24 protein-coding genes are annotated in these 24,772 nt (G+C 67.9%); 21 read left to right on the top strand and 3 right to left on the bottom strand.

Going from position 1 to position 24,772, the window contains the following annotated elements; all coding sequences use genetic code 11:
• The first annotated feature begins 32 nt into the window (after nt 1–32).
• The 5 genes from ACETK8_RS15145 (at nt 33) to ACETK8_RS15125 (ending at nt 2,588) form a co-directional block, all read left to right on the top strand.
• Entirely contained in the window at nt 33–290 is a 258-nt protein-coding gene (locus ACETK8_RS15145; protein WP_374036663.1) for a hypothetical protein, read from the top strand.
• Between the two features lie 171 nt (nt 291–461).
• Entirely contained in the window at nt 462–800 is a 339-nt protein-coding gene (locus ACETK8_RS15140) for a hypothetical protein (RefSeq protein ID WP_374036662.1), read from the top strand.
• Nucleotides 801–846: 46 nt separating this feature from the next.
• The gene (locus tag ACETK8_RS15135) at nt 847–1,329 is read left to right on the top strand and encodes a hypothetical protein (protein WP_374036661.1); all 483 of its coding nucleotides are present in this window, start codon (nt 847–849) and stop codon (nt 1,327–1,329) included.
• Nucleotides 1,326–1,694: a helix-turn-helix domain-containing protein gene (locus tag ACETK8_RS15130; protein WP_374036660.1), complete on the top strand. Its 369-nt coding sequence runs from the start codon at nt 1,326–1,328 to the stop codon at nt 1,692–1,694. The genes ACETK8_RS15135 and ACETK8_RS15130 overlap by 4 nt, the downstream gene beginning before the upstream one ends.
• A 135-nt stretch (nt 1,695–1,829) precedes the next feature.
• Nucleotides 1,830–2,588 carry a helix-turn-helix domain-containing protein gene (locus ACETK8_RS15125; protein ID WP_374036659.1) on the top strand — a complete coding sequence of 253 codons (759 nt, stop codon included), beginning with the start codon at nt 1,830–1,832 and terminating at the stop codon, nt 2,586–2,588.
• Between the two features lie 265 nt (nt 2,589–2,853).
• Here ACETK8_RS15125 and ACETK8_RS15120 read toward each other — a convergent pair whose 3' ends face one another.
• Both ACETK8_RS15120 and cydD read right to left on the bottom strand, forming a co-directional pair.
• On the bottom strand, nt 2,854–4,500 hold the full coding sequence (locus ACETK8_RS15120; protein WP_374036658.1) for an amino acid ABC transporter ATP-binding/permease protein: 1,647 nt from the start codon (nt 4,498–4,500) through the stop codon (nt 2,854–2,856).
• Nucleotides 4,497–6,101: a thiol reductant ABC exporter subunit CydD gene (gene cydD / locus ACETK8_RS15115; RefSeq protein WP_374036657.1), complete on the bottom strand. Its 1,605-nt coding sequence runs from the start codon at nt 6,099–6,101 to the stop codon at nt 4,497–4,499. The genes ACETK8_RS15120 and cydD overlap by 4 nt, the downstream gene beginning before the upstream one ends.
• Nucleotides 6,102–6,223: 122 nt before the next feature.
• Between cydD and ACETK8_RS15110 the strand changes: the two genes are divergently transcribed.
• The 4 genes from ACETK8_RS15110 to ACETK8_RS15095 all read left to right on the top strand — a co-directional run bounded on the left by ACETK8_RS15110 (nt 6,224) and on the right by ACETK8_RS15095 (nt 9,986).
• Entirely contained in the window at nt 6,224–7,804 is a 1,581-nt protein-coding gene (locus tag ACETK8_RS15110; RefSeq protein ID WP_374039413.1) for a cytochrome ubiquinol oxidase subunit I, read from the top strand.
• 26 nt (nt 7,805–7,830) lie between these two features.
• Nucleotides 7,831–8,979 (top strand): cytochrome d ubiquinol oxidase subunit II, encoded by a 1,149-nt coding sequence (gene cydB / locus ACETK8_RS15105; protein ID WP_374036656.1) that lies wholly within the window; start codon nt 7,831–7,833, stop codon nt 8,977–8,979.
• Nucleotides 8,980–8,998: 19 nt separating this feature from the next.
• Nucleotides 8,999–9,148 carry a cytochrome bd-I oxidase subunit CydX gene (gene cydX / locus ACETK8_RS15100; RefSeq protein WP_374036655.1) on the top strand — a complete coding sequence of 50 codons (150 nt, stop codon included), beginning with the start codon at nt 8,999–9,001 and terminating at the stop codon, nt 9,146–9,148.
• 70 nt (nt 9,149–9,218) lie between these two features.
• Nucleotides 9,219–9,986, top strand: coding sequence for an IclR family transcriptional regulator (locus tag ACETK8_RS15095; RefSeq protein WP_374036654.1), 768 nt, complete (start codon nt 9,219–9,221; stop codon nt 9,984–9,986).
• Here ACETK8_RS15095 and ACETK8_RS15090 read toward each other — a convergent pair.
• Nucleotides 9,983–11,173, bottom strand: a complete 1,191-nt coding sequence (locus ACETK8_RS15090) for an NAD(P)/FAD-dependent oxidoreductase (RefSeq protein ID WP_374036653.1) — start codon at nt 11,171–11,173, stop codon at nt 9,983–9,985. The genes ACETK8_RS15095 and ACETK8_RS15090 overlap by 4 nt on opposite strands.
• A gap of 128 nt (nt 11,174–11,301) precedes the next feature.
• Here ACETK8_RS15090 and ACETK8_RS15085 point away from each other — a divergent pair, with 128 nt between their 5' ends.
• The 12 genes from ACETK8_RS15085 to ACETK8_RS15030 all read left to right on the top strand — a co-directional run bounded on the left by ACETK8_RS15085 (nt 11,302) and on the right by ACETK8_RS15030 (nt 24,652).
• On the top strand, nt 11,302–12,543 hold the full coding sequence (locus ACETK8_RS15085; protein ID WP_374036652.1) for an aromatic ring-hydroxylating dioxygenase subunit alpha: 1,242 nt from the start codon (nt 11,302–11,304) through the stop codon (nt 12,541–12,543).
• Nucleotides 12,540–13,034 (top strand): aromatic-ring-hydroxylating dioxygenase subunit beta, encoded by a 495-nt coding sequence (locus ACETK8_RS15080; RefSeq protein WP_374036651.1) that lies wholly within the window; start codon nt 12,540–12,542, stop codon nt 13,032–13,034. The genes ACETK8_RS15085 and ACETK8_RS15080 overlap by 4 nt, the downstream gene beginning before the upstream one ends.
• Nucleotides 13,031–13,354, top strand: a complete 324-nt coding sequence (locus tag ACETK8_RS15075) for a non-heme iron oxygenase ferredoxin subunit (RefSeq protein WP_374036650.1) — start codon at nt 13,031–13,033, stop codon at nt 13,352–13,354. Before ACETK8_RS15080 ends, ACETK8_RS15075 begins: the two co-directional genes overlap by 4 nt.
• 2 nt (nt 13,355–13,356) lie before the next feature.
• Entirely contained in the window at nt 13,357–14,418 is a 1,062-nt protein-coding gene (gene gtdA, locus ACETK8_RS15070) for a gentisate 1,2-dioxygenase (protein WP_374036649.1), read from the top strand.
• Nucleotides 14,415–15,110 carry a fumarylacetoacetate hydrolase family protein gene (locus ACETK8_RS15065; RefSeq protein ID WP_374036648.1) on the top strand — a complete coding sequence of 232 codons (696 nt, stop codon included), beginning with the start codon at nt 14,415–14,417 and terminating at the stop codon, nt 15,108–15,110. Before gtdA ends, ACETK8_RS15065 begins: the two co-directional genes overlap by 4 nt.
• Before the next feature lie 76 nt (nt 15,111–15,186).
• On the top strand, nt 15,187–16,521 hold the full coding sequence (locus ACETK8_RS15060; RefSeq protein WP_374036647.1) for an MFS transporter: 1,335 nt from the start codon (nt 15,187–15,189) through the stop codon (nt 16,519–16,521).
• 4 nt (nt 16,522–16,525) lie between these two features.
• Entirely contained in the window at nt 16,526–17,155 is a 630-nt protein-coding gene (gene maiA / locus ACETK8_RS15055; protein ID WP_374036646.1) for a maleylacetoacetate isomerase, read from the top strand.
• Between the two features lie 57 nt (nt 17,156–17,212).
• Nucleotides 17,213–18,673, top strand: a complete 1,461-nt coding sequence (locus ACETK8_RS15050; RefSeq protein WP_374036645.1) for an alginate export family protein — start codon at nt 17,213–17,215, stop codon at nt 18,671–18,673.
• A gap of 58 nt (nt 18,674–18,731) precedes the next feature.
• The gene (locus tag ACETK8_RS15045) at nt 18,732–18,923 is read left to right on the top strand and encodes a DUF2798 domain-containing protein (protein WP_374036644.1); all 192 of its coding nucleotides are present in this window, start codon (nt 18,732–18,734) and stop codon (nt 18,921–18,923) included.
• Complete coding sequence (locus ACETK8_RS15040; protein WP_374036643.1) at nt 18,920–19,177, top strand: hypothetical protein; 258 nt, start codon at nt 18,920–18,922, stop codon at nt 19,175–19,177. Before ACETK8_RS15045 ends, ACETK8_RS15040 begins: the two co-directional genes overlap by 4 nt.
• Nucleotides 19,178–19,379: 202 nt before the next feature.
• Complete coding sequence (locus ACETK8_RS15035; protein ID WP_374036642.1) at nt 19,380–22,031, top strand: TonB-dependent receptor plug domain-containing protein; 2,652 nt, start codon at nt 19,380–19,382, stop codon at nt 22,029–22,031.
• A gap of 29 nt (nt 22,032–22,060) precedes the next feature.
• Nucleotides 22,061–24,652 carry a M14 family zinc carboxypeptidase gene (locus tag ACETK8_RS15030; protein WP_374036641.1) on the top strand — a complete coding sequence of 864 codons (2,592 nt, stop codon included), beginning with the start codon at nt 22,061–22,063 and terminating at the stop codon, nt 24,650–24,652.
• The last annotated feature ends 120 nt before the right edge of the window (nt 24,653–24,772 follow it).

The raw sequence follows: 24,772 nt of genomic DNA, 5'->3' as shown, positions 1-24,772 counted from the left end.
CAGCGCCTCCTTGTCGGCGAAAGGAGGCCCCATTGACCCCTACGACATTGGACTGGAACTGGGACTATCTCGAGACGGTCTTCGAGGATCTGGCGCGAACCCCGGCCGAGAAGTCGGCGGTTCTGCACCTGCTCCAGGTGACCCGCGAGATGAGCCCATATCTCTCGAAGCTCGATCTGCTGCGCGAGATTATCTGCATCGGGCTCGTACTGTTGCCCGAGAACGATCGGCCGCCGAACGCGGAACATCTGCGGCCATCGACTATCGCCGCGTCGGGCGGGACCTGCTGATGGTGATCGTCCTGACCTGCGGCATCGCCTTCCTGCTCGCCGGAGCCGTCGGGGCGACCCTGACCATCCAGAAGCTTCTGCAAACGGCTGACCAGGCCCAGCAGACCCGCTGATCCGCCTTCCACAATCAACGCCTGCCACAACCCCCGCCCAGCGGGAGAAGGATGACCCATGCAACGTCGTCAGTACGGCCAGAAGCTGGCCACCGCCCTGTTCGAAACCGAAGACGCCATCGACGCCGCCCTGGAAAAGGCCGCGCACCTGATCGCCGCCATGTCCACCGTGCGCCGTGAAAACGGCCTGTCCGCAGTCCTCGGCAGCGACGCCATGACCGGCGTGACCGGCTCGGTCCGCGCCCTGGGCGAGGCCCGCGACCGGATCGTCGCCGCGCACAACGCCCTGTCCAGCGCCGCGCCGCAGGTCGGCCTGGGCCACGTCGTGATGCAGGGCACCGGCACGGGCAAACCCGAAGACGACACCCGTCCGATGGGTCTCAAGGCCGTCGCCTGAGCTATAGCTCTCGGCGCGTCACAGCGACGCGCCGAGAGGCCCCCGCATGTTCAACGACAACGTCCTGTTCCTGGCGACCACGGCCCAGATCGGCGGCGTCATCCTGAACATCGTCGTCTGCGGCCTGGCCATCTGGAAGGGCGAGCATACCGAGCGGGTCGCCGCGATCTCGATCGTGATCGCCTCCATCCTGTCGCCCCTGGTCCAGAACTGGAACGACTGGACCTCGCCCCAGTGGAACATACTGATCGTGGACGCCGCCAACCTGGCGGTCTTCCTCTATCTGCTGGTTCGGCAGCACCGAATCTGGCTGCTGTTCGGCTGCGCCTTCCAGCTTCTGGCGGTGCTCAGCCACGCCGGGATGTTGATCGATCCGGCCATCATGGCGCGGGCCTATATCTCGACCCTCTACCTGATGTTCTACGGTCTGATGATCGCTTTGGCGGCGGGAATCTGGGAGGGACGTTCTCGTGAAAGGAGAGCGCGAGTTGCGTCGGCCGAAGGGAATGTTCATAGCGTGACGCTATGACCTCCCCCACGCCGAACCCTATCGACATCGCCGTCGGTCAACGCATCCGCGCCGTGCGCGAACTGCGCGGACTGACCCAGACCGACCTGGCCAAGGCCACCGGTGTGACCTTCCAGCAGATCCAGAAATATGAGCGCGGCACCAACCGCGTGTCGGCCTCGCGCCTGATGCTGATCTCCCACGCCCTGGGCCAGCCGGTTAGCGCCTTCTTCGACGCCGACGAGCCGGGCGGCGACGGTCTGGACCTCTTCTCGGTCAGCGGATCGAAGGCCCTGCTCGAGGCCTATGGTCGGATCGAGACGCCGGATCAGCGCCGTATCGTGGTCGCCCTGGCCCGTTCGCTCGCGGGCGAAACGCCGAACTGACACCGCTGTCGTGCGGCGAGGTTCGGCCTCGTCGTCGATCATCCCGGTTGGAGCTTCGGGCGTGGTGAGACGGATTGTCTCTCGCCATTGCGCCTACGCGGGCAGGGGCCTAGGTCAGCGCCACTGTGAGGCCGAATGATCGAACTCCGCTCCCTGCCTGAACTCTGCATCCAACGGCGGAGGGAATCCGCCTGTTCGACCTGCGGCGCGCGCGAGTTCAGCGTCTGCGGCAGCCTGGCGCCCGGCGATCTGGCTGAGCTCGACGCCATCGCCGAACACATCGGACTGCAGGCGGGCGATCCCCTGGTTCACGAGGGCGACGCCGCGACCAGCCTGTTCAACGTCACCTCCGGCTCGATGCGGATCTACAAGTTGCTGCCGGACGGCCGCCGCCAGATCACGGGCTTTCTGTTCACCGGCGACTTCATCGGTCTGGCGAGCGGCGACACCCATGCCTTTTCGGTCGAGGCCATCGAGGACACCTCGCTGTGCCGGTTCCGGAAGAGCGAGTACCGCGCGCTGGCGCGAGAGCGGCCGGCTCTGGAAAGCGCACTGCTGAACCGTGCGGCGCATGAACTGTCGGCCGCCCAGAACCAGATGCTGCTACTGGGGCGAAAGACGGCGCGGGAGCGGGTCGCGACCTTCCTGGTCGATCTGCCCGACCGGGATCCGGCCCGTCCCTCGGTTGGCGGGGTCGTTCACCTGCCCATGACCCGGTCCGAGATCGCGGACTATCTAGGGCTGACCATCGAGACGGTCAGTCGCGAACTGACCAAGCTGAAGACCGCCGGGATCGTGACCCTGTTGTCGCTGCACTCGCTGCGTGTCGAGCAGCCCGAACGACTGCGGGCCATCGCAGAGGGCGTCCAGGAACGATCGGCTCTCAGCGCCTGATCGAGGCGGTCCGTCCCCATCGGGATCGGAGAGTGGCACTGTTTCGAAAAATGGAGTGCCAACGTGCCAACGTGCCAAATCGCGGGCTGCACTGTTCTCGAATTTTCGAGTGCAAGACAGTGCAAGAGCGATCGGCGGTGAGGGCCGCGCTTCGGGTCTATGGACGTGTCAAAGATCGAACCTGATGTGGGAAGGCAGTGTGCGATCCACAAGGCCAGTTAAGGAATAAATTCGGAAGTCAGTCGCCGGCGTCGAACCGCCGAGGTCAGGCGGCAGCCGGGGCGGGGGCGGGAGCCGTCCCTGTTCGATCTCCGCCCGTGTCCTCGGGGATGCGGTGGAGATGCTCGCACAGGGCCAGCGGCGACGAACGGTGGCTGACCAGGATCAGCCCCTGTCCATGGGCGCGTAGACGTCGATCCAGCGACGCCAGAACGCGGGCCTCGGTTGCGACGTCGAGCCCCTCGGTCGGTTCGTCGAGGATCAGCCAGGGCGCGTCGCGCAGATAGGCGCGAGCCAGCCCGAGTCGACGCCGTTCGCCGCCCGAGAGCCGTTGCCCATTCGATCCGATGGGGGCGTCGAGACCCCAGGCGTCGGCGCGGACGCGGTCCGCCAGACCGGCGTCTTCCAGCGCGGCCCAGAGGGTGTCGTCGTCAGCAGGTCCCGAGATCAGCAGGTTCTGGCGGATCGTGCCGTCGATCAGCCGAACGTCCTGAGCGGCGTAGGCGAACAGCGCCCGACGATCCGGGGGCGTCAGAAGCGCGGAGTCCGCCCCGGCCAGCGAGGCGACGCCGGCCTCGATCTCCCTGAGGCCGATCAGTCGTTCGACCAAGGTCGTCTTGCCCGAACCCGAGGGGCCGAAGATCGCGATCCTGGCGGGAGGGGCGAGGGGAGACGCAGTCCTGGTCAGGACGAGGGTGGGCACGGGTCGCTTCGTCTCATGCTTCGCGGGCCCGCCCTCCAACAGCCGGTCCAGTCGCGCCATGGCCTCCTGGGCCGCGCCGTTCTGATGCAGGGCTCCAGCGAGGCCGGCGGCGCTGTCCATTCCCATGACGGTCGCGAGGGCGGCCAGGGCGACCAGCGGAGCGGGCGCTCCGGCGCAGGTCAGGACTACACCTCCGACGGCGGTCGCCGTCATGCAGGCCTGCCAGACCGCGATCCAGCCACCCGCCCTGGCCAGGCTCGCCACGGCGTCGTCGTGCCGGGCGGCGACCGTGGCGACTTCCTGCGTCGCCCAGTCGTCGAGGGCGTAGGCCTTCAGTTCCGGGGCCACGGCTTCGAGCGCCGAGAGCCGATCCTTGAGCGCGCCGACGGCGACCTGAACCTCCCGCCCGGCGGGCTCGGCCAGACGTCTGGCGATCAGAACGCAGCCGAGGCAGGCTACGGCCATCACCAGCAGGAGGAGGCCGCCGGCGAGGGGCGAGGCGAGGGCGGCGAGGATGACGGCGGCAGCGGCGCCGGCGCCGAGGCTCCAGGGCGCGGAGAGCCGCACGAACAGGGTCTGAACGGCGTCGACATCCTGAACCAGACGGGCGGAGACCTCGCCTGAGGACGTGTCGAGCGCCCGCGAGACCGGACCTCTGGCGATGTTGTCGAACAGTTGGGGGCGCAGCCGCGCCAGGGCCTTCAAAGCCGCCTCGTGCCCCGCCACGCGTTCGATGTAGCGGGCGCCCGTGCGCAGGATGGCCAGAAGCCGGATGATGGCGCTGGGCATCATGTAGTTGAAGGCCTGGGCCGCCAGCGCGCCCGCCAGACCGGCCAGGGCCGCGCCGGTGATGAACCAGCCGGACAGACCCAAAAGGCAGACGGCGGCCACGGACACGACCGCCCCAGCGAGCGCGGCGAGACGCAGGCGAGCACGCTGGGCCCGGACCTGGGCGGCGATCAGGGCGCCGATGCGCGTGTTGGCGCTCACAGCCGCACCACCCGGTCGGCGAGGGCGGCGACGGCGGGCGAATGGGTGGCGATCAGGGTGGTGCGCCCCTCGGCGGCCTGACGGATGGCGTCCAGCATGGCGGCCTCGGCCTCGACGTCGAGATTGGCGGTCGGCTCGTCCAGCAGAAGGATCGGCGCGGGCTTCAGGAAGGCGCGGGCGAGGCCGAGACGGCGGCGCTCTCCGCCCGACAGACCGCCCCCGCGCTCGTCGATCCGCCGGTCGAGGTCGAGGGTCAGACCGGCGACGCGGCAGGCGAGGGTGACGCGCTCGGGCGAGGCCGTGCGATCCGCCAGGGCCACGTTCTCGGCCAGCGTTCCGGGCACGATCAGCGGATGCTGGCCGGCCCAGGCGATCTGGCCCGCGAAGCCGTCGCAGGCGCTCAGGCGGGCCTCGCCCACCTCGATCTCGCCGTCGGTCAGCGGCGCCAGACCCAGCAGCAGATGAAGCAGGCTGGACTTGCCCGAGCCGGACGCCCCCACCAGGGCTACGACCTGTCCCGGCCGGACGTCGAGGGTGAAATCCCGCATGACCGGGGCCGCGTCGCCGTAGGCGATGGCGACGTCTCGAAACAGGATGGCGGGCGCCTCAGGACCGAGATCCAGGGCGGGTTTCGGTTCGCTGTCCTCCGTCATCAGCGATGGAGCCGCCGCCTCGGCCGCCTGACGGTCATGGTAGGCGGCGGCCAGACGCCGGATCGGAGCATAGACCTCCGGCGCGAGCGCCAGGACGAAGAAGGCGCGCGCCAGGTCCAGCTGCTCCGGAACCGGGAAGGGCAGAAGCCTCAACAGGTTGAAGCCGCAGTAGACGGCGATCAGGGCCACCGCGAGGGCGGAGAAGAACTCCAGCACGCCGGAGGAGACGAAGGCGATCCGCATCACCTTCGTGGTGCGTCGCTCCAGATCGTTCGACGCGGCGGTGATGTCCTTCGCCGTGCGATCCTCGGCCTCGAAGGCGAGCAGGGCGGGCAGGGCGCGAATGCGATCGACGAACAGGCCGGACAGACGTTCCAGCGCCTGGAATTGCCGCCGGCTTTCGCCCGCCGCAGCCGTCCCGGCCAGCGCCATCCCGACCACGAACGGGAACAGGGTGAAGACGAGGATGCCCGCCGACACCGGGCTGGCCACGGCGGCGACCGCGATGATCAGCAGGGGGGAGACGGCGGCGGCCAGACGCAGCGACGCGAACCGGCCGAAATAGGCGTCCAGCGCGCTTACCCCCTCCACCAGGGCCGTCAGCCGGTCGCGTGACCGATCGCCGCGACCGAACAGGTCGGCGAGCAGACGGCCCCGGATGTCGACCTTCACCGCCCGACCCAGTCGGACGCCGATCATCACGCTCGCCTGTCCGATCAGGCCGCGCAGGATCAGGCTGACGACGGCGAGCGTCAGCCAGGGCAGGGCGGCGCCCAGGCCGCGCTCGATATGGGTGACGGTCAGCGACAGTCCCGCCGCGAAGCCGATGGCCGGAAGGATGTCCGCGACAACGATCAGACCGGCCGTGGTCGTCAGCCGCCGCCACGGACGACCGGCCGTCTTCAGCCAGGCGGCCGGGGTGGCGGGTTCGAGAGGCGCGACGGACATGCGTCATCATACACAGGCGCATCGGCTCGCGCTTTGATACAGATCAAGGCGCCCGGTCGGGGATGGTCCTACGGCCGGTCCAACGTCGGTCGTCGGGGCCGGCGTCCCGGAGCAACGCCATGATCGACCTCGCGGTCGTCGACCTGTCCCGTCTGCAGTTCGCGCTGACGGCCCTCTACCACTTCCTGTTCGTGCCCCTGACTCTGGGGCTCAGCTTCATGCTGGTCATCATGGAGTCGATCTATGTGATGACCCGCCGGCCGATCTGGCGAACCATCACCCGGTTCTGGGGCCTGCTGTTCGGGATCAATTTCGCCCTGGGCGTCGCGACCGGGATCACCATGGAGTTCCAGTTCGGGATGAACTGGGCCTACTACAGCCACTACGTCGGCGACATCTTCGGGGCTCCGCTGGCCATCGAGGGGTTGATGGCCTTCTTCCTGGAGGCGACCTTCGTCGGGCTGATGTTCTTCGGCTGGGACAAGCTGAAGCCCCACGCCCACCTGTTCGTGACCTTCATGGTGGCGCTGGGCACGAACCTGTCGGCCCTGTGGATCCTGATCGCCAACGGCTGGATGCAGAACCCGGTCGGCGCGGCCTTCAATCCCGACACGATGCGGATGGAGGTCACCGACTTCATGGCCGTGCTGTTCAACCCGGTGGCCCAGGCCAAGTTCGTTCACACGGTTTCGGCCGGTTACGTCTGCGCCTCTGTCTTCGTGCTGGGCGTCTCGGCCTTCTATCTGCTGAGGGGCAGGCACGTCGGCTTCGCCAAACGGTCGATGACGGTGGCGGCCGCCTTCGGCCTGGCGTCCTCCCTGTCGGTCGTCGTCCTGGGCGACCAGTCCGGCTATACCCTGACCGACAACCAGAAAATGAAGCTGGCCGCGCTGGAGGCCATGTGGCGGACCGAGCCCGCGCCCGCCGGCCTGACCCTGGTCGGCATTCCCAGCATGGCGGATCGCGAGACCCACTACGCCGTCCAAATTCCCTGGGTCATGGGGCTGATCGCCACCCGCACCATCGACAAGCCGGTGGAGGGGATCTTCGAACTGGTCGCCATCTCCGAGACGCGGATCGAGAACGGCGTCCTGGCCTATGACGCCCTGGAGCGGATCAAGGCCAATCCCCAGGACCTGATCGCCCGCGCCGACTTCGAGGTGCATCGTCGCGACCTGGGTTATGGCCTCTTGCTGAAACGCCACGTCGCCGATCCGCGCGACGCCTCGCCCGAGCTGATCCATCAGGCGGCGTGGGAGACGGTGCCGAACGTGCCGGTGCTGTTCTGGGCCTTCCGGGTCATGGCCGGGGTCGGCATGTTCATGATCGCCCTGTTCGCCACGGCCTTCGTGCTCTGCACGCTCAGGAAGCATGAGACGAAGTGGTTCCTGAGGGTGGCGGTGCTGGCCATTCCCCTGCCGTGGATCGCCATCGAATTCGGCTGGATCCTGGCCGAGTTCGGGCGTCAGCCCTGGGCCGTGGACGGGGTCCTGCCGACCTTCCTGGGCGCGTCCAGCCTGACCGTGCCGCAGCTGTGGGCGACCATCGCGGGCTTCACCCTGCTGTACGGCGCCCTGGCCGTGGTCGAGGTGAAGCTGATGCTCCACGCCATCAAGAAGGGGCCGTTCCACGAACAGGAGACGTTCAGCGAGCCCAGCCCCGAAAGCCCTGACCCGCGCGAGCCCGCGCCGGCCGTGGCCTGATCCAGACCTTCTCAGGACATCCGATCATGGATCTTCCCATCGACTTCGCCACGCTCCGCCTGATCTGGTGGGGGCTGCTGGGCGTCTTGCTCATCGGCTTCGCCCTGACGGACGGTTTCGACCTGGGCGTCGGCGCGCTTCTGCCCTTCGTCGCCCGCACGGACGAGGAGCGCCGCATGGTGATCAACACCGTCGGCGCGACCTGGGAGGGCAACCAGGTGTGGTTCATCCTGGGCGGCGGCGCGATCTTCGCCGCCTGGCCGTTCGTCTATGCGGTCAGCTTCTCCGGCTTCTACCTGGCCATGTTCCTGGTGCTGGCGGCCCTGATCCTGAGGCCCGTGTCGTTCAAATACCGGTCGAAGCGGCCGTCGCCGAAATGGCGGTCCTTCTGGGACTGGTGCCTGTTCATCGGCGGCTTCGTGCCGGCCCTGGTGTTCGGCGTGGCCGTCGGCAACGTCATGCTGGGCGCGCCCTTCCGGCTGGATGGCGATCTGCGCAGCTTCTACGAAGGGAACCTGTTCGGCCTGTTCACCCCCTTCAGCCTGATCGCCGGCCTGCTGTCGGTGGCCATGCTGGTGCTGCACGGCGCGGCCTGGCTGGCGGTGAAGGCCGAGCCGGGGCCGGTGATGAACCGGGCGAGGACCTACGGCAGCGTCGCGGGCGGTCTGGCCATCGTCCTGTTCGCGGTCGGAGGCCTCTATGTCGCCTTCGGGCCGCTGGGCTTCCGGATCACCGGCGATCTGGACGTGCAGGGGGTGTCCAACCCGCTGCGCACGACGGTCGAGGCCGCGCCCGGCGCCTGGCTGGACAACTATGGCCTCCATCCGTGGATGATGATCGCCCCGGTCATGGGCTTCGCCGGGGCGGTGGTCGGACTGGTCGGACTGTGGAGACGGTCGGCGCCGCTGGCGTTCGGAGGATCTTCCGTTTCGGCGGTTGGCATCATCTCGACGGTGGGCCTGTCGATGTTCCCCTTCATCCTGCCCAGCTCGATCCATCCGCAGTCCAGCCTGACGGTGTGGAACGCCTCGTCCAGCCACCTGACCCTGTTCATCATGCTGATCGTGACGGCGATCTTCCTGCCGCTGATCCTGTTCTACACCGCCTGGGTCTATCGCGTGCTGTGGGGCCGGACATCGACCGCCGCCCTGAAGACCAACCCCGACCTCTACTGAGCCATAGGAGACTGAACCGATGTGGTATTTTTCCTGGATCCTGGGTCTCGGACTGGCGGTGGCCTTCGGCGTGCTGAACGGCCTGTGGCACGAGTTCCACCTGTTCGACGAGGGCGACGCCGGCTTGTCGACCCCCGATGAATCGAAGGAAGGCGACGTTCCGCTATAGCCGGATGCCCGCCGGCTTCGTCTATGGTCGTCGGATTCGGCGCCCGCGTCGGTGAAGTAGAGGGCTTGAGATGGCGAACGAGCGGCGACACGGAATCCAGTCGGTGGGCATCGGCCTGAGGGTGCTGGACGTGCTGGCCGCTCAGGAAGGGGCGCAACCGCTGGGCGTGATCGCGGCGGCCTCGGACCTGTCGTCGTCCCAGGCGCACCGGTATCTGGCCAGCCTGGTCGCGGCCGGGATGGCGCGGCAGGACGAGGCGAGCGGGCGATACGATCTGGGTCCGGCGGCGCTGAGGCTTGGGCTGGGCGCCCTGACCCGGATCGACGCGTTTCACGAGGCCAATCTGGCCATCACCGAGTTCGCCAACCAGACGGGGCGGACGGTGCAGATGGCGTCGCTGGGGCCGGTCGGGCCGATCGTGGTGCGCTGGGCCATGGGGTCGCCGCCGGTGGCGACGTCGCTGATGGTGGGGTCGTCCCTGCCGCTGCTGCGGTCGGCGACGGGGCATGTGTTCCTGGCCTTCCGGCCGGACAATCACACACGACATCTGATCGAGCGTGAGACCGACGAGAGCCGGGGGCTGGAGCCGGTGGACGTCGAGGCCTTGCGGACGCGGGTAAGGGCGGACGGCTATTCGTCGGTGAGTGGATCGGTGATCCCGGGATTGCGGGCGACAGCCGTGCCGATCTTCGATCTGCAGGAGGAGGCGGTGATGACGGCGACGGTGCTGGCCACCGCCGCCTTCAAGCCGGAGCTGGACGACGCGGTGCGCGAGCAGCTGATCGCCGTGTGCGACCGGGTCACCACGGCGATCGGCGGGCGACGGCCGGCGGTCTAGGCGGCGGCCTTTCTGAGATCCATCGAAGGGTCGGCGGCGGCGTCGAGCTTCAGCGGTTTGCCGATCATCCGCTTGGCCGTGCCGAAGTCGCGGGCCTGATCCAGACAGACGGCGCCGACGAGGATGTCGTTCCGGACATAAAGGCGGACGCCGTCGCCGCGCGTGACGACCGTGTTTCCGGCGGCCGGATCGCCGACGATCTGGAGCATGTGGCCGCACTGGGCGGTCCAGAACCAGGGGGCGGGCTCGGGTTCGGCGGGCCGGCTGAGGATGGCCAGGGCGGCGGCGCGGGCCGAGGTCTGGGCGTGGGCCCAGGTCTCCATGCGGCGCGGGGTCGGCTCGTCGCCGAAGGTGCGGACGGCCAGGTCGCCGATGGCGAAGATACGGTCGTCGGCGAGGCTGCGATAGTTCGCATCGACCAGGACCCCACCCGCGACGGGCAGGCCGGCGGTCTCGGCGATCTCGGCGCAGGGGACGATGCCGATGCCGACGACCATGAGGTCGGCGTCCAGCGTCGAGCCGTCGTCGAGCGCGACGGTCAGGGCCTCGCCGGTTTCCATCACCGAGACGACGGAGCGGCCGAGGCGAACCTGAACCCCGATACGGGCGTGGGCGTCGGCCAGCCATTGGGCGGCCTCGGCGGGGATGTTGCGGCCCAGAAGACGGTCGCCGGCCTCCAGAACCGTCGCCGACAGACCCATGCCGACCAGGGTCGAGGCGGCCTCCAGACCGATCACGCCGCCGCCGACGATGACCGCTTTCGCGCCGGGCTTGGCGCCGGCGGCGAGACCGCGCGCGTCGTCCACGGTGCGCAGGACATGGATGCGCGGATGGTCGGGCATATCGAGTCGGCGGGCGCGTCCGCCGGTCGCCAGGATCAGGGTATCGAAGGGCAGGGCGGCGCCGTCGGCGAGGGTCACGACGCGGCTCTCGCGGTCGATTCCGGTCACTTCCGAACCGAGAGTTAGACGAACGTCTAACGCCTTCCAGCGCTCGGCGTCGGCCAGATGGACCGGGTCGGAATCGGCGCCGGACAGCAGTTCCTTGGACAGGGTCGGGCGCTCGTAGGGCAGGTGCGTTTCGTCGCCCACCAGATTGATTTCACCCGCGAAACCCAGCTCGCGCAGGGCGATGGCGGCGGCCCCTCCGGCGTGGCCGGCGCCGACGATGACGATGCGGTGGTCCATGTCGTTTCACTTCCTTGTGTCGCTGCACAATGTGCAACGCGTTTGACATAGATCAAAAACCACGACATCAGTGCGGTCAACGGCGACCGAGATCGTCGATCGAATTTTCAGTGCCGGGAGCTTTGGTTTTGAACATCGCAGTTCGTCCGCCCGAGGGTCGGGCCTGGCCGGCCGACGCCGACGCGGCCGTGCCCTACTGGGTCTATACGGACCCTGAAATCTACGCCGAGGAGCTGCAGAAGATCTGGTACGGGCCGCACTGGCTGTACGTCGGTCTGGAGTGCGAGCTGCCGAACGTCGGCGACTGGAAGACCACGACCCTGGGCGAAAAGCCGGTGGTCATGGTGCGGTCGGCCGAGAACGAAATCTCGGTCGTCGAGAACCGCTGCGCCCACAAGGGGGTCAAGTTCTGCCAGGCCCGTTTCGGCCATTCGCAGGAGCTGATCTGCCCCTATCACCAGTGGTCATACGCGCTGAACGGCGACCTGCAGGGCGTGCCCTTCCGGCGCGGGGTGAAGCGTCAGGGCGGGATGCCGGCGGATTTCGACCTGTCGCAGAACGGGCTGAACAAGCTGCGCGTCGAAGAGGTGAACGGCGTGATCTGGGCCACCTTCTCGGACGAGACGCCGACCTTCCGCGAGTATCTCGGCGAGACCTTCTGGAAGCACTACACCCGCGTCTATGACGGCCGGAAGCTGGAGGTGCTGGGCTACAATCGCCAGCACATTCCGGCGAACTGGAAACAGATGCAGGAGAACATCAAGGACCCGTATCACGCGGGCCTGCTGCATGTGTTCTTCGCCACCTTCGGCCTGTTCCGCGCCGACCAGAAGTCGGCCGTCGACATCGACGACGAGGGTCGCCACGGCATCCTGATCTCGCGCAAGGGCGAGCAGAAGGCGTCCGAGGATCTGGCCGACGTCCGCAACTTCCAGGGCGATCTGGTTCTGGAGGACCCGCGCGTCATGGACGTGGTGCAGGAGTTCGCCGGCGACGAGACCGTGGGGATGATCACCATCTTCCCGTCGGTGATCCTGCAGCAGCAGATCAACAGCCTGACGACGCGCCAGATCGTGCCCAAGGGCGTCGGCGGCTTCGACTTCCACTGGACCCACTGGTGCTATGCCGACGACACGCCGGAGATGCGGTTGCGCCGGACGCGTCAGGCCAATCTGTTCGGGCCGGCCGGCTTCGTCTCCGCCGACGACGGCGAGGTGCTGGAGATGACCCAGCAGGGCGCCAACGGGTCGCCCGACAAGAACTTCATCCTGCAGATGGGCGGTCGCGAGATCGAGTGCACCGACCACCAGGTCACCGAGACGGCCGTGCGCGGCATGTATCGCTACTGGAGAAAGGTGATGGGCCTGTGAGCACCGCCGTTCTCGAGAAGCCGGTCGCGATCACGCGCGACGCCGTGCGCGACCTGTTCGACGACTATTACGCCACGCTGGACGACGTGCGCCTGCACGACTGGCCGGAGTTCTTCACCGAGGAGTGCCTGTACCGGGTGATCCCGCGCGAGAATTACGAGGCCGGATATACGCTGTGCACCATGCAGGCCGAGAGCCGGGGGATGCTGAAGGACCGGGTGACCGGCCTGACGCGGACCCAGATGTATGCGCCGCGCTACTACCGCCGCTTTCCGACCGCTCCGCGCATCGTGGGCGAAGGGGAGGGGTTCGTTCAGGTCCGGCACAATCTGCTCTTGGTCCAGACCCTGATCGACAAGACCTCCGACATCGTCCTGTCCGCCGTCTGCCACGACAAGGTGGTGGTGGACGAAGGCCGGCTGCGGTTCGCCGAGCGGATCGTGGTGTTCGATTCCGAAATGATCCCAAACAGTCTCGTGTACCCCGCATGACCGCCACCCTGACCTGGCAGCCGACGCTGCCGCCGTCCGATCTCGAACAGTATGGCGTGGCCCAGGCCGTCGTCGGCGGGACCAAGATCGCCCTCTACGCCGTGGACGGCGAGTATTTCGCCACGGCCGATCTGTGCACCCACGGCGCGGCCAGCCTGGCCGACGGCTATCTGGACGGCGAGCTGATCGAGTGTCCGCTGCACCAGGGGACCTTCAACGTGAAGACTGGCGCGGCCGTCGGCGCGCCCTGCACGATCGCGGTCAAGACGTTCCCGGTGAAGCTGGAAGACGGCCTGCTTCACGTCGGCATGGAGGGCTGAAGATGCACGCCGCCGAACCCCTGAAGAACGACCAGCAGTCGCAGCTGAACGCCCTGTACGAACAGATGGAGCCGGAAGGCCTCTATCCGCTGTGGGAGAAGCTGGCGGCCCTGGTGCTGCCCAAGCCCGACAGCCCGGCCAAGGTGCACAAATGGTCGTATGACAATGCGCGCGACTATCTGATGCGCGCGGGCGATCTGATCAGCGCCAAACAGGCCGAGCGCCGGGTGCTGATCCTGGAGAACCCGGGCCTGCCCGGCCATTCGGGCATCACGCCCAGCCTCTATGCCGGCCTGCAACTGATCCTCCCCGGAGAAGTGGCGCCGTCGCACCGACACACGCAGTGCGCCCTGCGCTTCGTGATCGAGGGCGACGGCGCCTATACCGCCGTGGACGGCGAGAAGGCGATCATGAAGCCGTTCGACCTGGTGCTGACGCCGGGCGGACAGTGGCACGATCACTCCAACCCGACCGACACGCCGATGATCTGGCTGGACGGACTGGACATCCCGACCGTCCGTCACTTCGACGCCAGCTTCGCCGAGGGCTACCCGGAGGACCAGTTCCCCGAACAGGTCCCGCCGGGCGACAGCCTGAACCGCTATGGCCGGAACATGCGTCCGCTGAAGGGGCATTCGGCCGATCGCCGTCCGGCGCACCAGCCCCTGTTCCACTACCCCTACGCCGACTGGCGTCCGGCCCTGGACGGTCTGGCCGCGAGCGGTGAGGCGCCCGATCCGCACATGGGCCATGCGCTGGAGTTCCTGAACCCGGTCAACGGCGGGCCGATCATGGCCACCATCTCGGCCCACGTCCGCCTGCTGCCGGAAGGCTTCGAAACGAAGCCGCGCCGTTCGACCGACGGGACCATCTTCGTGGTCGTGGAAGGGACGGGCGAGGCCGTGATCGAGGGCGAGACCATCGCCCTGAACCCCCGCGAAATCCTGGTCGTGCCGTCCTGGAAACAGGTCGTGTTCAAGGCCGAAAGCCAGCTGGTCCTGTTCGGATACTCCGACAAGGCCTGCCAGGAAAAACTGAACCTCTACAGAGAAGAAAACGCATGAGCCTGTTGTTCGAACCCCTGGCGCCCGTTCTGGCGGCGACCTCGACCGGTGACGAGTTTCCGGTTCGGCGGGTGATCTGCGTCGGTCGCAACTACGAGGCCCATGCGCGCGAGATGGGCCGCGACCCGGACCGCGAGCCGCCCTTCTTCTTCACCGCCTGGGCCGAGACCGTCGTGCCCGCCGGCACCATCGCCTATCCGACCGAGACGGCGAACTTCCACTATGAGGCCGAACTGGTCGTGGCCATCGGCAAGTGCGGTCGCGACATCGCCGTGGACGACGCCCTGGACCACGTCTGGGGCTATGCGACGGGCCTGGACATGACCCGCCGCGACCTGCAGCTGGACGCCCGCGCCCAGGGTCGTCCGTGGGACACCGGCAAGAACGTCGAACAGTCCTCGCCGCTGGGCGTGATCCTGAAGGCGGGCGAGGGCGACTTCGATCCGTCGAAGGGCGCGATCAAGCTGACCGTCAACGGCGAGACGAAGCAGGACGCCGATCTGGCCGACCTGATCTGGCCCGTCGCCGACATCATCGCCTTCGCCTCGAAGCTGTGGAAGCTGGAAGCCGGCGACCTCATCTATACGGGCACGCCCGCAGGGGTCGGCGCCGTGGTCGAGGGCGACGACGTCGAGGTCACCATCGCGGGCCTTTCCCCGCTCAACGTCAGGATCGGGCCGAAGGCGGCCTGATCGCCAACCGCATCATCATCAATCGCAACCCGGAGAGGCGCGCATAGACGCGCCCTCCAGACGGAGGACTACTCAAATGGCAGCCATGGGGGAGGGGGGCGGCAACGCCGTCATCGACAGGGCCAAGTTCGGCCCGCTGCAATTCGGCGTCACGGCGCTGTGCTTCATCATCGCCATGCTCGACGGCTTCGACACCCAGTCGATCGCCTTCGTGGCGCCCAAGATCGCCGAGGACTGGGGTCTGGCGCCGTCGGCCTTTGGTCCGATCTTCGCCATCGGCCTGCTGGGTCTGACGGTCGGGGCCTTCACCCTGAGCCCCGCCGCCGACAAGTTCGGCCGCAAGACCGTCATCCTGATCTCCACCTTCATCTTCGGCCTGTTCGCCCTGCTGACGGCCTTCTCGACGTCGATGAACGAGCTTCTGATCTACCGCTTCATCACCGGCATCGGCCTGGGCGCCGCCATGCCGAACATCATCGCCCTGACCAGCGAGTACGGCCCGGCCCGTCTGCGCGCGACCCTGGTCACCGTGATGTTCTGCGGCTTCCCGCTGGGCTCGACCATCGGCGGCCTGGTCTCGACCTGGCTGATCGCGACCTGGGACTGGCATTCGGTCTTCGTGGTCGGCGGTGTTCTGCCGCTTCTGCTGCTGCCCGTGCTCTTCTTCATGCTGCCGGAGTCGGTGCGCTTCATGGTCGCCAAGGGCGCGCCGGAATCGAAGATCGCCCCCATCGTCCACAAGATCGACGCCAACGCCTCGGTCAGCGAGTTCATCGCCGGGCTGAAGCACGAGCAGTCGTCGGCGGCCAAGGGCTTCTCGGTCTTCCAGCTGTTCCGTGAGGGCCGCGCGTCCACGACCCTGCTGCTGTGGGTCGCCTTCTTCATGAACCTCTTGGTCATGTACTTCCTGGTGAACTGGCTGCCGACCCTGCTGAAGGGCGCCGGCCTGCCGCTGTCGCTGGCCATCCTGTCGACCGCGACCCTGAACCTGGGCGGCGTCGTCGGCGCCATCGCCCTGGGGCGGATGATCGACAAGATCAGCCCCTATCTGGTGCTGGGCACGGCCTACGCCGCCTCAGCCGCCTTCATCGCGCTACTGGCCTTCGGCGGGACGAACCTGACGGTCCTGCTGCTCGGTGCGGCCCTGTCCGGCTTCGGCGTCGTCGGCGCCCAGATCGGGATGAACGCCCTGACCGCCTCGGTCTATCCGACCGCGATCCGCGCGACGGGCGTGGGTTGGGCGCTGGGCGTCGGTCGTATCGGCGCCATCGTCGGTCCCCTGGTCGGCGGCGTGCTGCTGGCCGGCGGCTGGACGCCCCAGTCGCTGATCCTGCTGGCCGTCGTCCCCGCCGTGATCGCGTCCGTCGCGGTCTTCACCCTGGGCGCCACGCGCGGCAAGGCTGAGGCTTAAGACCATGATCCTGCACGGCTACTTCCGCTCCACCGCGTCGTGGCGCGTGCGGATCGCCCTGGGCCTCAAAGGGCTCGTCGCGGAGCAGGTGTCGCACCACCTGCGTCGCGGCGAGCAGCGGGCCCCCGACTATCTGGCCCTGAACCCTCAGGGTCTGACACCGGCCTTCGTCACCGATGACGGCGCGGTCCTGACCCAGTCCCTGGCCATCTGCGAATACCTAGACGAGGTCCATCCGGGGCCTGCGCTGCTGCCGTCCGATCCGGTCGAGCGGGCGAAGGTTCGGGCCGTGGCCCTGGCCATCGCCTGCGACATCCACCCGGTCCAGAACCTGAAGGTGCTCCAGCGTCTGCGAGATCTGGGACTGGCCGAAGAGGTGGTCACGGCCTGGGCCGCATCGGTGATCGACGAGGGTCTAGACGCCGTGAACACGCTTCTGGCCGGAACCGAGGGGCCGTTCGCCTTCGGCGACACGCCGGGTCTCGCCGATCTCTGCATCGTGCCCCAGCTCGGCAACGCCCGTCGCTTCAACGTCGATCTGCGCTGGCCGCGTCTGTTGGCCATTGAGGCCGCGTGTCTGGAACTGGACGCCTTCAAGGCCGCCGCGCCCGGCGCCCAGCCCGACGCCGAATAATCTTCCGATCCATCCTTGAGCCCGGACGCAACCGGGCCTCTCTCCAAGGGGAAACTCATGCTGCTCACCACCGCGGCCGCCGCCGCCCTGATGTCCGCTGCCGCCTTGCCGGCCGAAGCCGAGGTCGTCCAGACCGCTCCGCAGGCCGCTCCGCCGCTCAGCGGCCAGTCGCCGGCCCAGTCGGCCCCGCCGTCCGCTCCGCCACAGCCGATCACCTTCCGCCCGCTGAACTATGACGACGACTGGTCGCGCTTCAGCGATCCGGCCGCCCGCACCACGCCGTGGTCCCAGATCAAATACATCCCGGTCGGCGGCGACGCCTGGCTGAGCCTGGGCGGCGAGGCCCGCTGGCGCGCCGAGTATCGCGGCAACGAGCGGTTCGGGCGCGGTCTGCAGGACGACGACGGCAATCTGCAGCAGCGTCTGCGCCTGTGGGGCGACCTGCATCTGGGCTCCAGCGTGCGCGTCTTCGCCGAGGTTCAGGACGGCCGGACCCACGGCCTCGACAGCGGCGAGCCGGTCGTCGAGGAGAACCGCACGGACCTGCACCAGGCCTTCATCGAGACCCGCCATTCGGTCGGCGACGGCGCCCTGAAGCTCCGTGTCGGACGCCAGGAGTTCGCGGTCGGCATGTCGCGCATCTTCGAGCCGCGCGAGGGTTCGAACGCCCGCACCGGCTTCGACATGGCGCGGGTCATGTACGACCGGCCGACGGGTTGGTCCGGCGGTGTGTTCGCCGGCTATGCGCTGCGCGAAGGCAAGGCGTCGTTCGATGATGCGACCAACTTCGACTACCGCATCTATGGCGGGACCCTGTCGCGCCGTCTGGGCACGGGTCCGAGCGCGCCGCGTCTGGAGTTCCTCTACGCCAACACCGACCGGCTGGGCCTGGCCTTCGATACGGGCGTGGCGGGTCGGGACGATCGCGACACCTTCTCGGTGCGGCTGGATGGGCGGTCCGCGCCCTGGGACTATGACGTCGAGGGCGTGATCCAGCGCGGCGACTATCGCGGTCGGGACATCGAGGCCTGGTATGTGTCCGGCGTGGTCGGGCGCACCTTCGATCATCGCTGGGCGCCGCGCGTGGCCCTGCGGGTCGACGCGGCCTCGGGCGACAAGGACCGGACCGACAATGTCCAGGGCACCTACAATCAGCTCTATGTCCCGCCGATCTCGTTGCGCACCGACTTCGGTGTCTCCAACCTGGTCAGCATCCAGCCGCAGGTGACCTTCCGGCCTCTGCCCAAGACCACGGTCGGACTGGTGACTGCGGGCCTGTGGCGTCAGAGCAAGGAAGACGGGGTCTATCTGCTGTCCGGCCTGCCGCTGCGCGCGGGGACGGAGGGCGACTCGGCCTTCGTCGGCTGGCGCTACGCGGGCTTCGTCACCTATGCGGTCAATCCATTCTGGAGCGTGGCGGGGGTGGTCAACTACACCGACGCCGGCGACTTCCTGAAGGAGACCGGGACGGCCGAGGACCAGTCCTATGTGGGGCTGATCGTCACGAGCAAGTTCTGATCGAGGGGAGGGTCGGATGATGCGACCGCGTTTTCCTACGCGTCATGCGCCGATCGTCATGGCCCTCCTTCTTTCCATCGCCATGACCATGGTGGTGTCGGCCGTCTCGACGCTGAGAGGCGTCGGGTTGGGGCCGGAGTTCATGTCGGTCTGGCTGTCGTCCTGGGGCCTGTCCTGGATCGTGGCCTTTCCGACGGTGCTGGTGATCCTGCCGCTGGTGCGGCGGCTGACGGGGTGGCTGTGCCCGTGACCATTCGGGAGCGGATCGAACACAGTCTATCGGACGAGCCGGGACAGACGGCGTCGGACCTGGCGACCCTCCTGTTCGACGACGGACGGGCGACGTCGCGTCTGCAGTTCCCTCTGGCCGTGCTTCTGAGCCGAGGCCGGATTCGGCGTGAGGGCGACGGCGGCCTTCGGGATCCGCACCGCTACTTCCTCGAGGATGATGGCACCTCGGCGCAGCGATCGAGGCTGTCGTTCCGGGTGGATGAGGCGGCGTAGTTTTTCTGAGGAAATTGCTGGACGGCGTGCGCCTGTCCTTCGGAGATCGGCCGTTCCTGTCCGTCATGTCGCTGGTCTGCGCATTGCGGGGCAAGGGTCGGATTTAGAATATCTAAGATCGACGCTATCCGTTCTGAATGGCGTGCGAGCGTGACGGCACCCTACGAAGGAGGTCTCCCTTTCGCCTCCGTACAGACTTCAAATGCACAAGAACTCGGTCGCCGTCGCGGCGCTGCTGTCGGCGCTCGGCGTCGCCTCCCCCGGTCTGGCCCAGACCGCCCCGTCGGCGCCGCCCGTCGTCGCGCCACAGGCCGAAGAGGCCCGGCTGGACGAGGTGGTGGTCACCGGATCGAACATCCGCCGGTCGGTCGCCGACAGCGTCAATCCGGTCCAGCTCCTGGGCGCGGAGGAACTGCGGACCTCCGGCAAGGCGACCATCGCCGAGGTGCTGCGCTCGATCTCGGCCAGCACCGGCAACACCAACAACGAGACCCAGAACAGCGGCTGGGCCTCCGGCGCGGCGGGCATCGGTCTGCGGGGCCTGAGCTCGGCCAACACCCTGGTGCTGCTGAACGGGCGTCGGGTGGCGAACTACGGCTTCCCTTCGTCGGGGCTGTCGAACACCTTCGTCAATGTGAACGCCCTGCCTCTGGTGGCCGTGCAGCGGACCGAGGTGCTGAAGGACGGCGCCTCGGCCATCTACGGGTCGGACGCGATCACGGGGGTGGTGAACATCATCACCCGCCAGAATTTCCAGGGCTTCGACTTCGGCGTCAGCGCGGGCACCTCGGACGAGGGCGGGCTCGACACCTGGCGGGCCTATGCGGTCGGCGGGATCGGCGACTATGAGGCCGACGGCTACAATGTGCTGCTGAGCGTCGAGGCCTACAACCGCGATCGGCTGGATCACAACGAGCGGTATCGCACCGCGTCGGGTCGGTACGAGACCCTGCCGGGCGGGCGCTGGAACGGGTGGTCGGCGCGGGGCGCGCGGTTCCTGGTCGACGGGCGGTCGGTGCCGCTGGTGGACGCGCAGGGCAACTGCCCCGAGGGGATGACCCTGACGGCCAGCGCCCCGATCGATGGGCGGGCGGGGGACACCTGCGCCATCAATCTGGCGGACTACAGCACCCTGATCCCGTCGACGGATCGCTATCAGGCCTATCTGCACGGCCGGGTGCGGGTGACCGACGACATCGAGGCGTTCGGCGAGGTGCTCTACAGTCACATCGAGGGCACCTCGATCTTTGGCTCCAGCCCCTATTTCACCCTGGAAGGCGGGCGGTTCGCACTGAACGCCACGACGGGTCTGGCGGAGCTGGTGTCGAACCTGTTGCCGGCCAACAGCCCCTACAATCCCTACGGCCGCGCCATCCCGATCGAGTACACCTTCTTCGATCTGGGCCAGTCGCTGAAGACCAATCGGTCGGATGCCTATCGCACCCTGGTCGGGATTCGCGGCGGCGACCGGTTCGAGTGGGAGGCGACGGCCTTCTACGGCGCCAGCCGCGAGCGCGAGCGGGTGGCGGGCGGCTTCGCCAACCGGTTCACCCTGGCGGCGGCCCTGGCGAACGGGACGCTGAACCTGCACGATCCGTCGGCGACGCCGCAGGCCGTGCTGGACGGGATCCGGCTGAGCACCCTGCGTCCCGCGGACTCGGTGCTGTACGGCGCGGACTTCAAGATCGCGGGCGACCTGTTCAACCTGCCGGCCGGGCCGATCGGCTTCGCGGCGGGGATCGATCTACGCCACGAAAGCCTGGAATCGCGGAACCCGAAGGAGATCACCGACGGGCTTCAGGTCCGCCCCGCCATCGCGGCGGTGGACGGCGAGCGCGACGTGGCGGCGATCTATGCCGAGTTCAACGTGCCGATCATCGACGGTCTGGACGTGCAACTGGCCGGACGGGCCGACAGCTACAGCGACTTCGGCGAGGCCTTCTCGCCCAAGATCGGTCTGCGCTGGGAAATCCTGGACAGTCTCGCCTTCCGCGCCTCGGCGGCCAAGGGGTTCCGGGCGCCGTCCCTGTCGGAGAACTCGGCCTCGACCAACATCTCCTACGGCTCGGTGATCGACCCGTACGATCCGGACATTCCGAACTCGTCGCAGAACCCGACCTTCTTCACCATCGGCAACACTGCGCTCGAGCCGGAGCGGACCTACAGCTACAACGCCGGCTTCGTGTTCACCCCGACGTCGGACACGGTCTTCAGCATCGACTTCTACCGGCTGGAGCTGGACAACCTGATCGGCACGGGGAACTCGGCGGCGATCGTGCTGGCGAACAATCCGGCCAACGTCATCCGCGATGCGCGGGGCAAGCTACAGGCCGTCTACAACGCCTACCAGAACCTGACCGAGCTGGAGACGCAGGGGATCGACTTCGACTTCAGCCAGCGGTGGCGGCACAGCGAGCTGGGCGAGTTCGTCCTGTCGGCGGTGTGGAGCCATGTGCTGGACTACAAGCGCCAGTCGGTGCCGGGCGGTCCCCTGCTGGACTGGGCCGGAACCAACCAGGGCGGCGTCCTGCCGGAGACCAAGGGCACGACGCGCATCGCCTGGCGTCCGCTGGAGCAGTTCGAGGCGACGGCGACCTGGTACCACACCTCGTCCTACGACCAGGCGACGGTGGTGGGCGGCCAGTCGAAGGTGGACGAATACAACCAGTTCGACATCTACCTCGGCTACGAACTGCCGGCGGGCACGCGGGTCCATGTGAAGGTGGACAACATCTTCAACGCATTCCCGCCGCACGACGCCCGCTTCCCCGGCATCAACGGGGCCCCCTATGACTTCGGTCAGTACGATGCGCGCGGCCGCTACTTCCAGGTCGGCTTCGACCACAGCTTCTGACGCCTGTTCCTTCAGTCACGGATACGCCCATGCCTTCGCCGTCTCGCAGCTTCAAAGCCCTGTTGCTGGCCGCCGCCCTCTGTGTCGCCCCGGCGGCGGTTCAGGCCCAGACGGCCTACTATTTCCCGACCGCCCAGGCGTCGGAGTTCGACCCCGCCATTCCGACGCCGGAGCAGTTCCTCGGCTATCCGATCGGCAGCCGGTACACGCGGCACGACCGGCTGCTGGACTATCTGCGCGAGCTGGATCGCCTGTCGGATCGGGTGACGCTTCAGGAGGTGGGGCAGAGCTATGAGGGCCGGCCTCTGGTGGCGCTGCTGATCAGTGCGCCGTCCAATCAGGCGCGGCTGGACGACATCCGGCGCGAGCGGGCGGCCCTGACCGAGCCCGGCGCGGCGGCTCTGGATCCCGCCCGGTCGCCGGTGGTGGTGGGCCTCTACTACAGCGTCCACGGCAACGAGACGTCGAACGGGGAGGCGGCGCTTCTGACCGCATGGTATCTGGCGGCCAGTCGGTCGGCGGAGGTTCAGGACTGGCTGGAGAAGGCGGTCGTCCTGATCGACCCGGCCCAGAACCCGGACGGTCGCGACCGCAGCGCCAACTGGCACAATGCCTGGAGCGCCAACACCCTGGTCGCCGACCCGGTCGATCGGGATCACAACCAGGCCTGGCCCGGCGGGCGGACCAACCACTATTTCACCGACCTGAACCGCGACTGGCTGGCGGTGACGCAGCAGGAGACGCGGGCCAAGCTGGCCCTGTTTCACCAGTGGCGGCCGAACGTGCAGATCGACTTCCACGAGATGGGATCGAACAGCACCTATTACTTCGAACCGTCGCCCGAGAGCATGGAAAGCCCGCTGCTGCCGAAGGCCTCCTATGACTTCAACGTGACCCTGGCGCGGTATCACGCGGCGGCGCTGGATCGACTGGGGTCGCTCTATTACACGCGCGAGGTCTTCGACAATTTCTCGCCGGTCTATGGCTCGACCTATCCCGACTTCCACGGCGGGGTCGGGGTGACGGTGGAGCAGGCGAGCTCGCGCGGCCTGATCCAGGAGACGGACAACGGGCCGCTGGTGTTCCGCTTCACCATCCGCAACCAGTTGCAGGTCGGGCTGGCCACCGTGGGCGGCGCCGTCGCCGAACGGGCCGGACTGTTCGGGCTGCAGAACGACTTCTTCCGCTCGGCCGAGCAGCAGGGGGCGCGCAATCGCAACGCCGCCTTCGTCTTCGGCGATCCGCATAATCCGGGCCTGACGCGGCAGCTGCTGGACCTCTTGCTGGTCCATAACATCCGGGTCCATGCGTTGAGCGCGCCGGTGACGGTGGACGGCCAGACCTATCAGCCTGGCTCGGCCTATGTGGTGCCCTCGGCCCAGCCGCAGTTCCGTCTGGTGCATTCGATCTTCGAGGAGACGCCGGGGACGAACGGCGGCGTCTATGGCAGCACGTCGTATGCGATCGCCCATGCCTTTGACATCCGCAACGGCCGTCTGACGCGGGCGCCGGCTCTGGGGGCGCGAGTGACCAGCGTGCCGGAGGCGGCGGGCGGGTTGAACGGCCCGGCGAACGGATACGCCTACGTCGTCGACTGGCGCGACCTGAACGCGCCGCGCCTGCTGGCCAGTCTGCTGCGGCAGGATGTGAAGGTGAGGGTGGCGCTGGCGCCGTTCACGGGACGGTCGTCGGCGGGCGATCTGGAACTGGGGCGCGGGTCGCTGGTCATTCCAACGGCGGGTCAGACCTTGTCGGGCGAGGCCTTGCGGGCGGCGGTCGATCAGGCGGCGCGCGACGCCGGTGTGGTGGCGAGCACCCTGATCAGCGGTCAGAGCGTCAGCGGCGTCGATCTGGGCAGCGACCAGATCAAGCCCATCGAAGCGCCCCAGATCGCCCTGATCATGGGCGAGGGGGTGAGTGCGAGCGAGATCGGTTCGGTCTGGTTCGCGCTGAGCGAACGGCTGGGCCAGCCTGCGACGCGTCTGGACCCGGCGCAGGTGGGGCGGATCCCGCTGGATCGCTACACCAGCATCGTCCTGGCCGGCGGTCGCTATGACGACTGGAGCGACGACCGCGTGCAGGCGCTGAAATCGTGGGTGCAGGCTGGCGGATCGCTGGTTACGTTCGGCACCGCGTCGCGCTGGGCCGTGGCCAAGGGGCTGGTCCCCGCGCCGGCCGCCGCGCGCGAGGAGGCCGCCAAGCCCGAGGTCGAACGCCGCGACTTCGCCGACCGGCAGGATGTGCTGTCCGAGCAGAGGTCGTCGGGCAACCTGGTCTCGGCCGATGTGGACATCACCCACCCGCTGGCCTTCGGCGTGCCGGATCGCGACCTGTTCGTGAACAAGGAGACGGACGTGACCCTGACCCGCGTGGCCGATCCGTTCGGCAACGTGGTGCGGATCGACGAGAACCCGCTGGTGAACGGCTACCTGCCGGCGCCGCTGCGCGCCCAACTCGGCGGGACGGTCTGGGCCCAGACGCTGCGGGTCGGGCAGGGGAATGTCGTCCTGTTCGCCGACGATCCCACCCATCGGAAATACTGGCTGGGCACGGAGCGACTGCTGATCAACGCCCTGTTCTTCGCGGACTATCTGGCGCCGGCCGGGCGGGGTGGTCAGTAGGAGCTGCCGCGCTCCCCAGCTTTGCCTTCTGTCAGATGTGAGAGCCGGCGCGATCCGAAAGGTCGCGCCGGCCGCTCTGAGTTGATGGCCTGCGGCATATTGTGAGCGTTCACAATTTCA

It is taken from the genome of Brevundimonas staleyi, from assembly GCF_041893865.1.
In the GTDB taxonomy this organism is placed as follows: domain Bacteria; phylum Pseudomonadota; class Alphaproteobacteria; order Caulobacterales; family Caulobacteraceae; genus Brevundimonas; species Brevundimonas staleyi.
This window is presented reverse-complemented; position numbering and strand designations above follow the sequence as displayed.

Coding starts and splice junctions, on each gene's coding strand:
- ACETK8_RS15135 (WP_374036661.1), top strand. CDS start 847: ATGTTCAACGACAACGTCCTGTTCCTGGCGACCACGGCCCAGATCGGC.
- ACETK8_RS15050 (WP_374036645.1), top strand. CDS start 17,213: ATGCTGCTCACCACCGCGGCCGCCGCCGCCCTGATGTCCGCTGCCGCC.
- ACETK8_RS15065 (WP_374036648.1), top strand. CDS start 14,415: ATGAGCCTGTTGTTCGAACCCCTGGCGCCCGTTCTGGCGGCGACCTCG.
- ACETK8_RS15090 (WP_374036653.1), bottom strand. CDS start 11,173: ATGGACCACCGCATCGTCATCGTCGGCGCCGGCCACGCCGGAGGGGCC.
- cydB (WP_374036656.1), top strand. CDS start 7,831: ATGGATCTTCCCATCGACTTCGCCACGCTCCGCCTGATCTGGTGGGGG.
- ACETK8_RS15045 (WP_374036644.1), top strand. CDS start 18,732: ATGGCCCTCCTTCTTTCCATCGCCATGACCATGGTGGTGTCGGCCGTC.
- ACETK8_RS15035 (WP_374036642.1), top strand. CDS start 19,380: ATGCACAAGAACTCGGTCGCCGTCGCGGCGCTGCTGTCGGCGCTCGGC.
- ACETK8_RS15030 (WP_374036641.1), top strand. CDS start 22,061: ATGCCTTCGCCGTCTCGCAGCTTCAAAGCCCTGTTGCTGGCCGCCGCC.
- ACETK8_RS15140 (WP_374036662.1), top strand. CDS start 462: ATGCAACGTCGTCAGTACGGCCAGAAGCTGGCCACCGCCCTGTTCGAA.
- cydX (WP_374036655.1), top strand. CDS start 8,999: ATGTGGTATTTTTCCTGGATCCTGGGTCTCGGACTGGCGGTGGCCTTC.
- maiA (WP_374036646.1), top strand. CDS start 16,526: ATGATCCTGCACGGCTACTTCCGCTCCACCGCGTCGTGGCGCGTGCGG.
- cydD (WP_374036657.1), bottom strand. CDS start 6,101: ATGTCCGTCGCGCCTCTCGAACCCGCCACCCCGGCCGCCTGGCTGAAG.
- ACETK8_RS15130 (WP_374036660.1), top strand. CDS start 1,326: ATGACCTCCCCCACGCCGAACCCTATCGACATCGCCGTCGGTCAACGC.
- ACETK8_RS15095 (WP_374036654.1), top strand. CDS start 9,219: ATGGCGAACGAGCGGCGACACGGAATCCAGTCGGTGGGCATCGGCCTG.
- ACETK8_RS15125 (WP_374036659.1), top strand. CDS start 1,830: ATGATCGAACTCCGCTCCCTGCCTGAACTCTGCATCCAACGGCGGAGG.
- ACETK8_RS15075 (WP_374036650.1), top strand. CDS start 13,031: ATGACCGCCACCCTGACCTGGCAGCCGACGCTGCCGCCGTCCGATCTC.
- ACETK8_RS15060 (WP_374036647.1), top strand. CDS start 15,187: ATGGCAGCCATGGGGGAGGGGGGCGGCAACGCCGTCATCGACAGGGCC.
- gtdA (WP_374036649.1), top strand. CDS start 13,357: ATGCACGCCGCCGAACCCCTGAAGAACGACCAGCAGTCGCAGCTGAAC.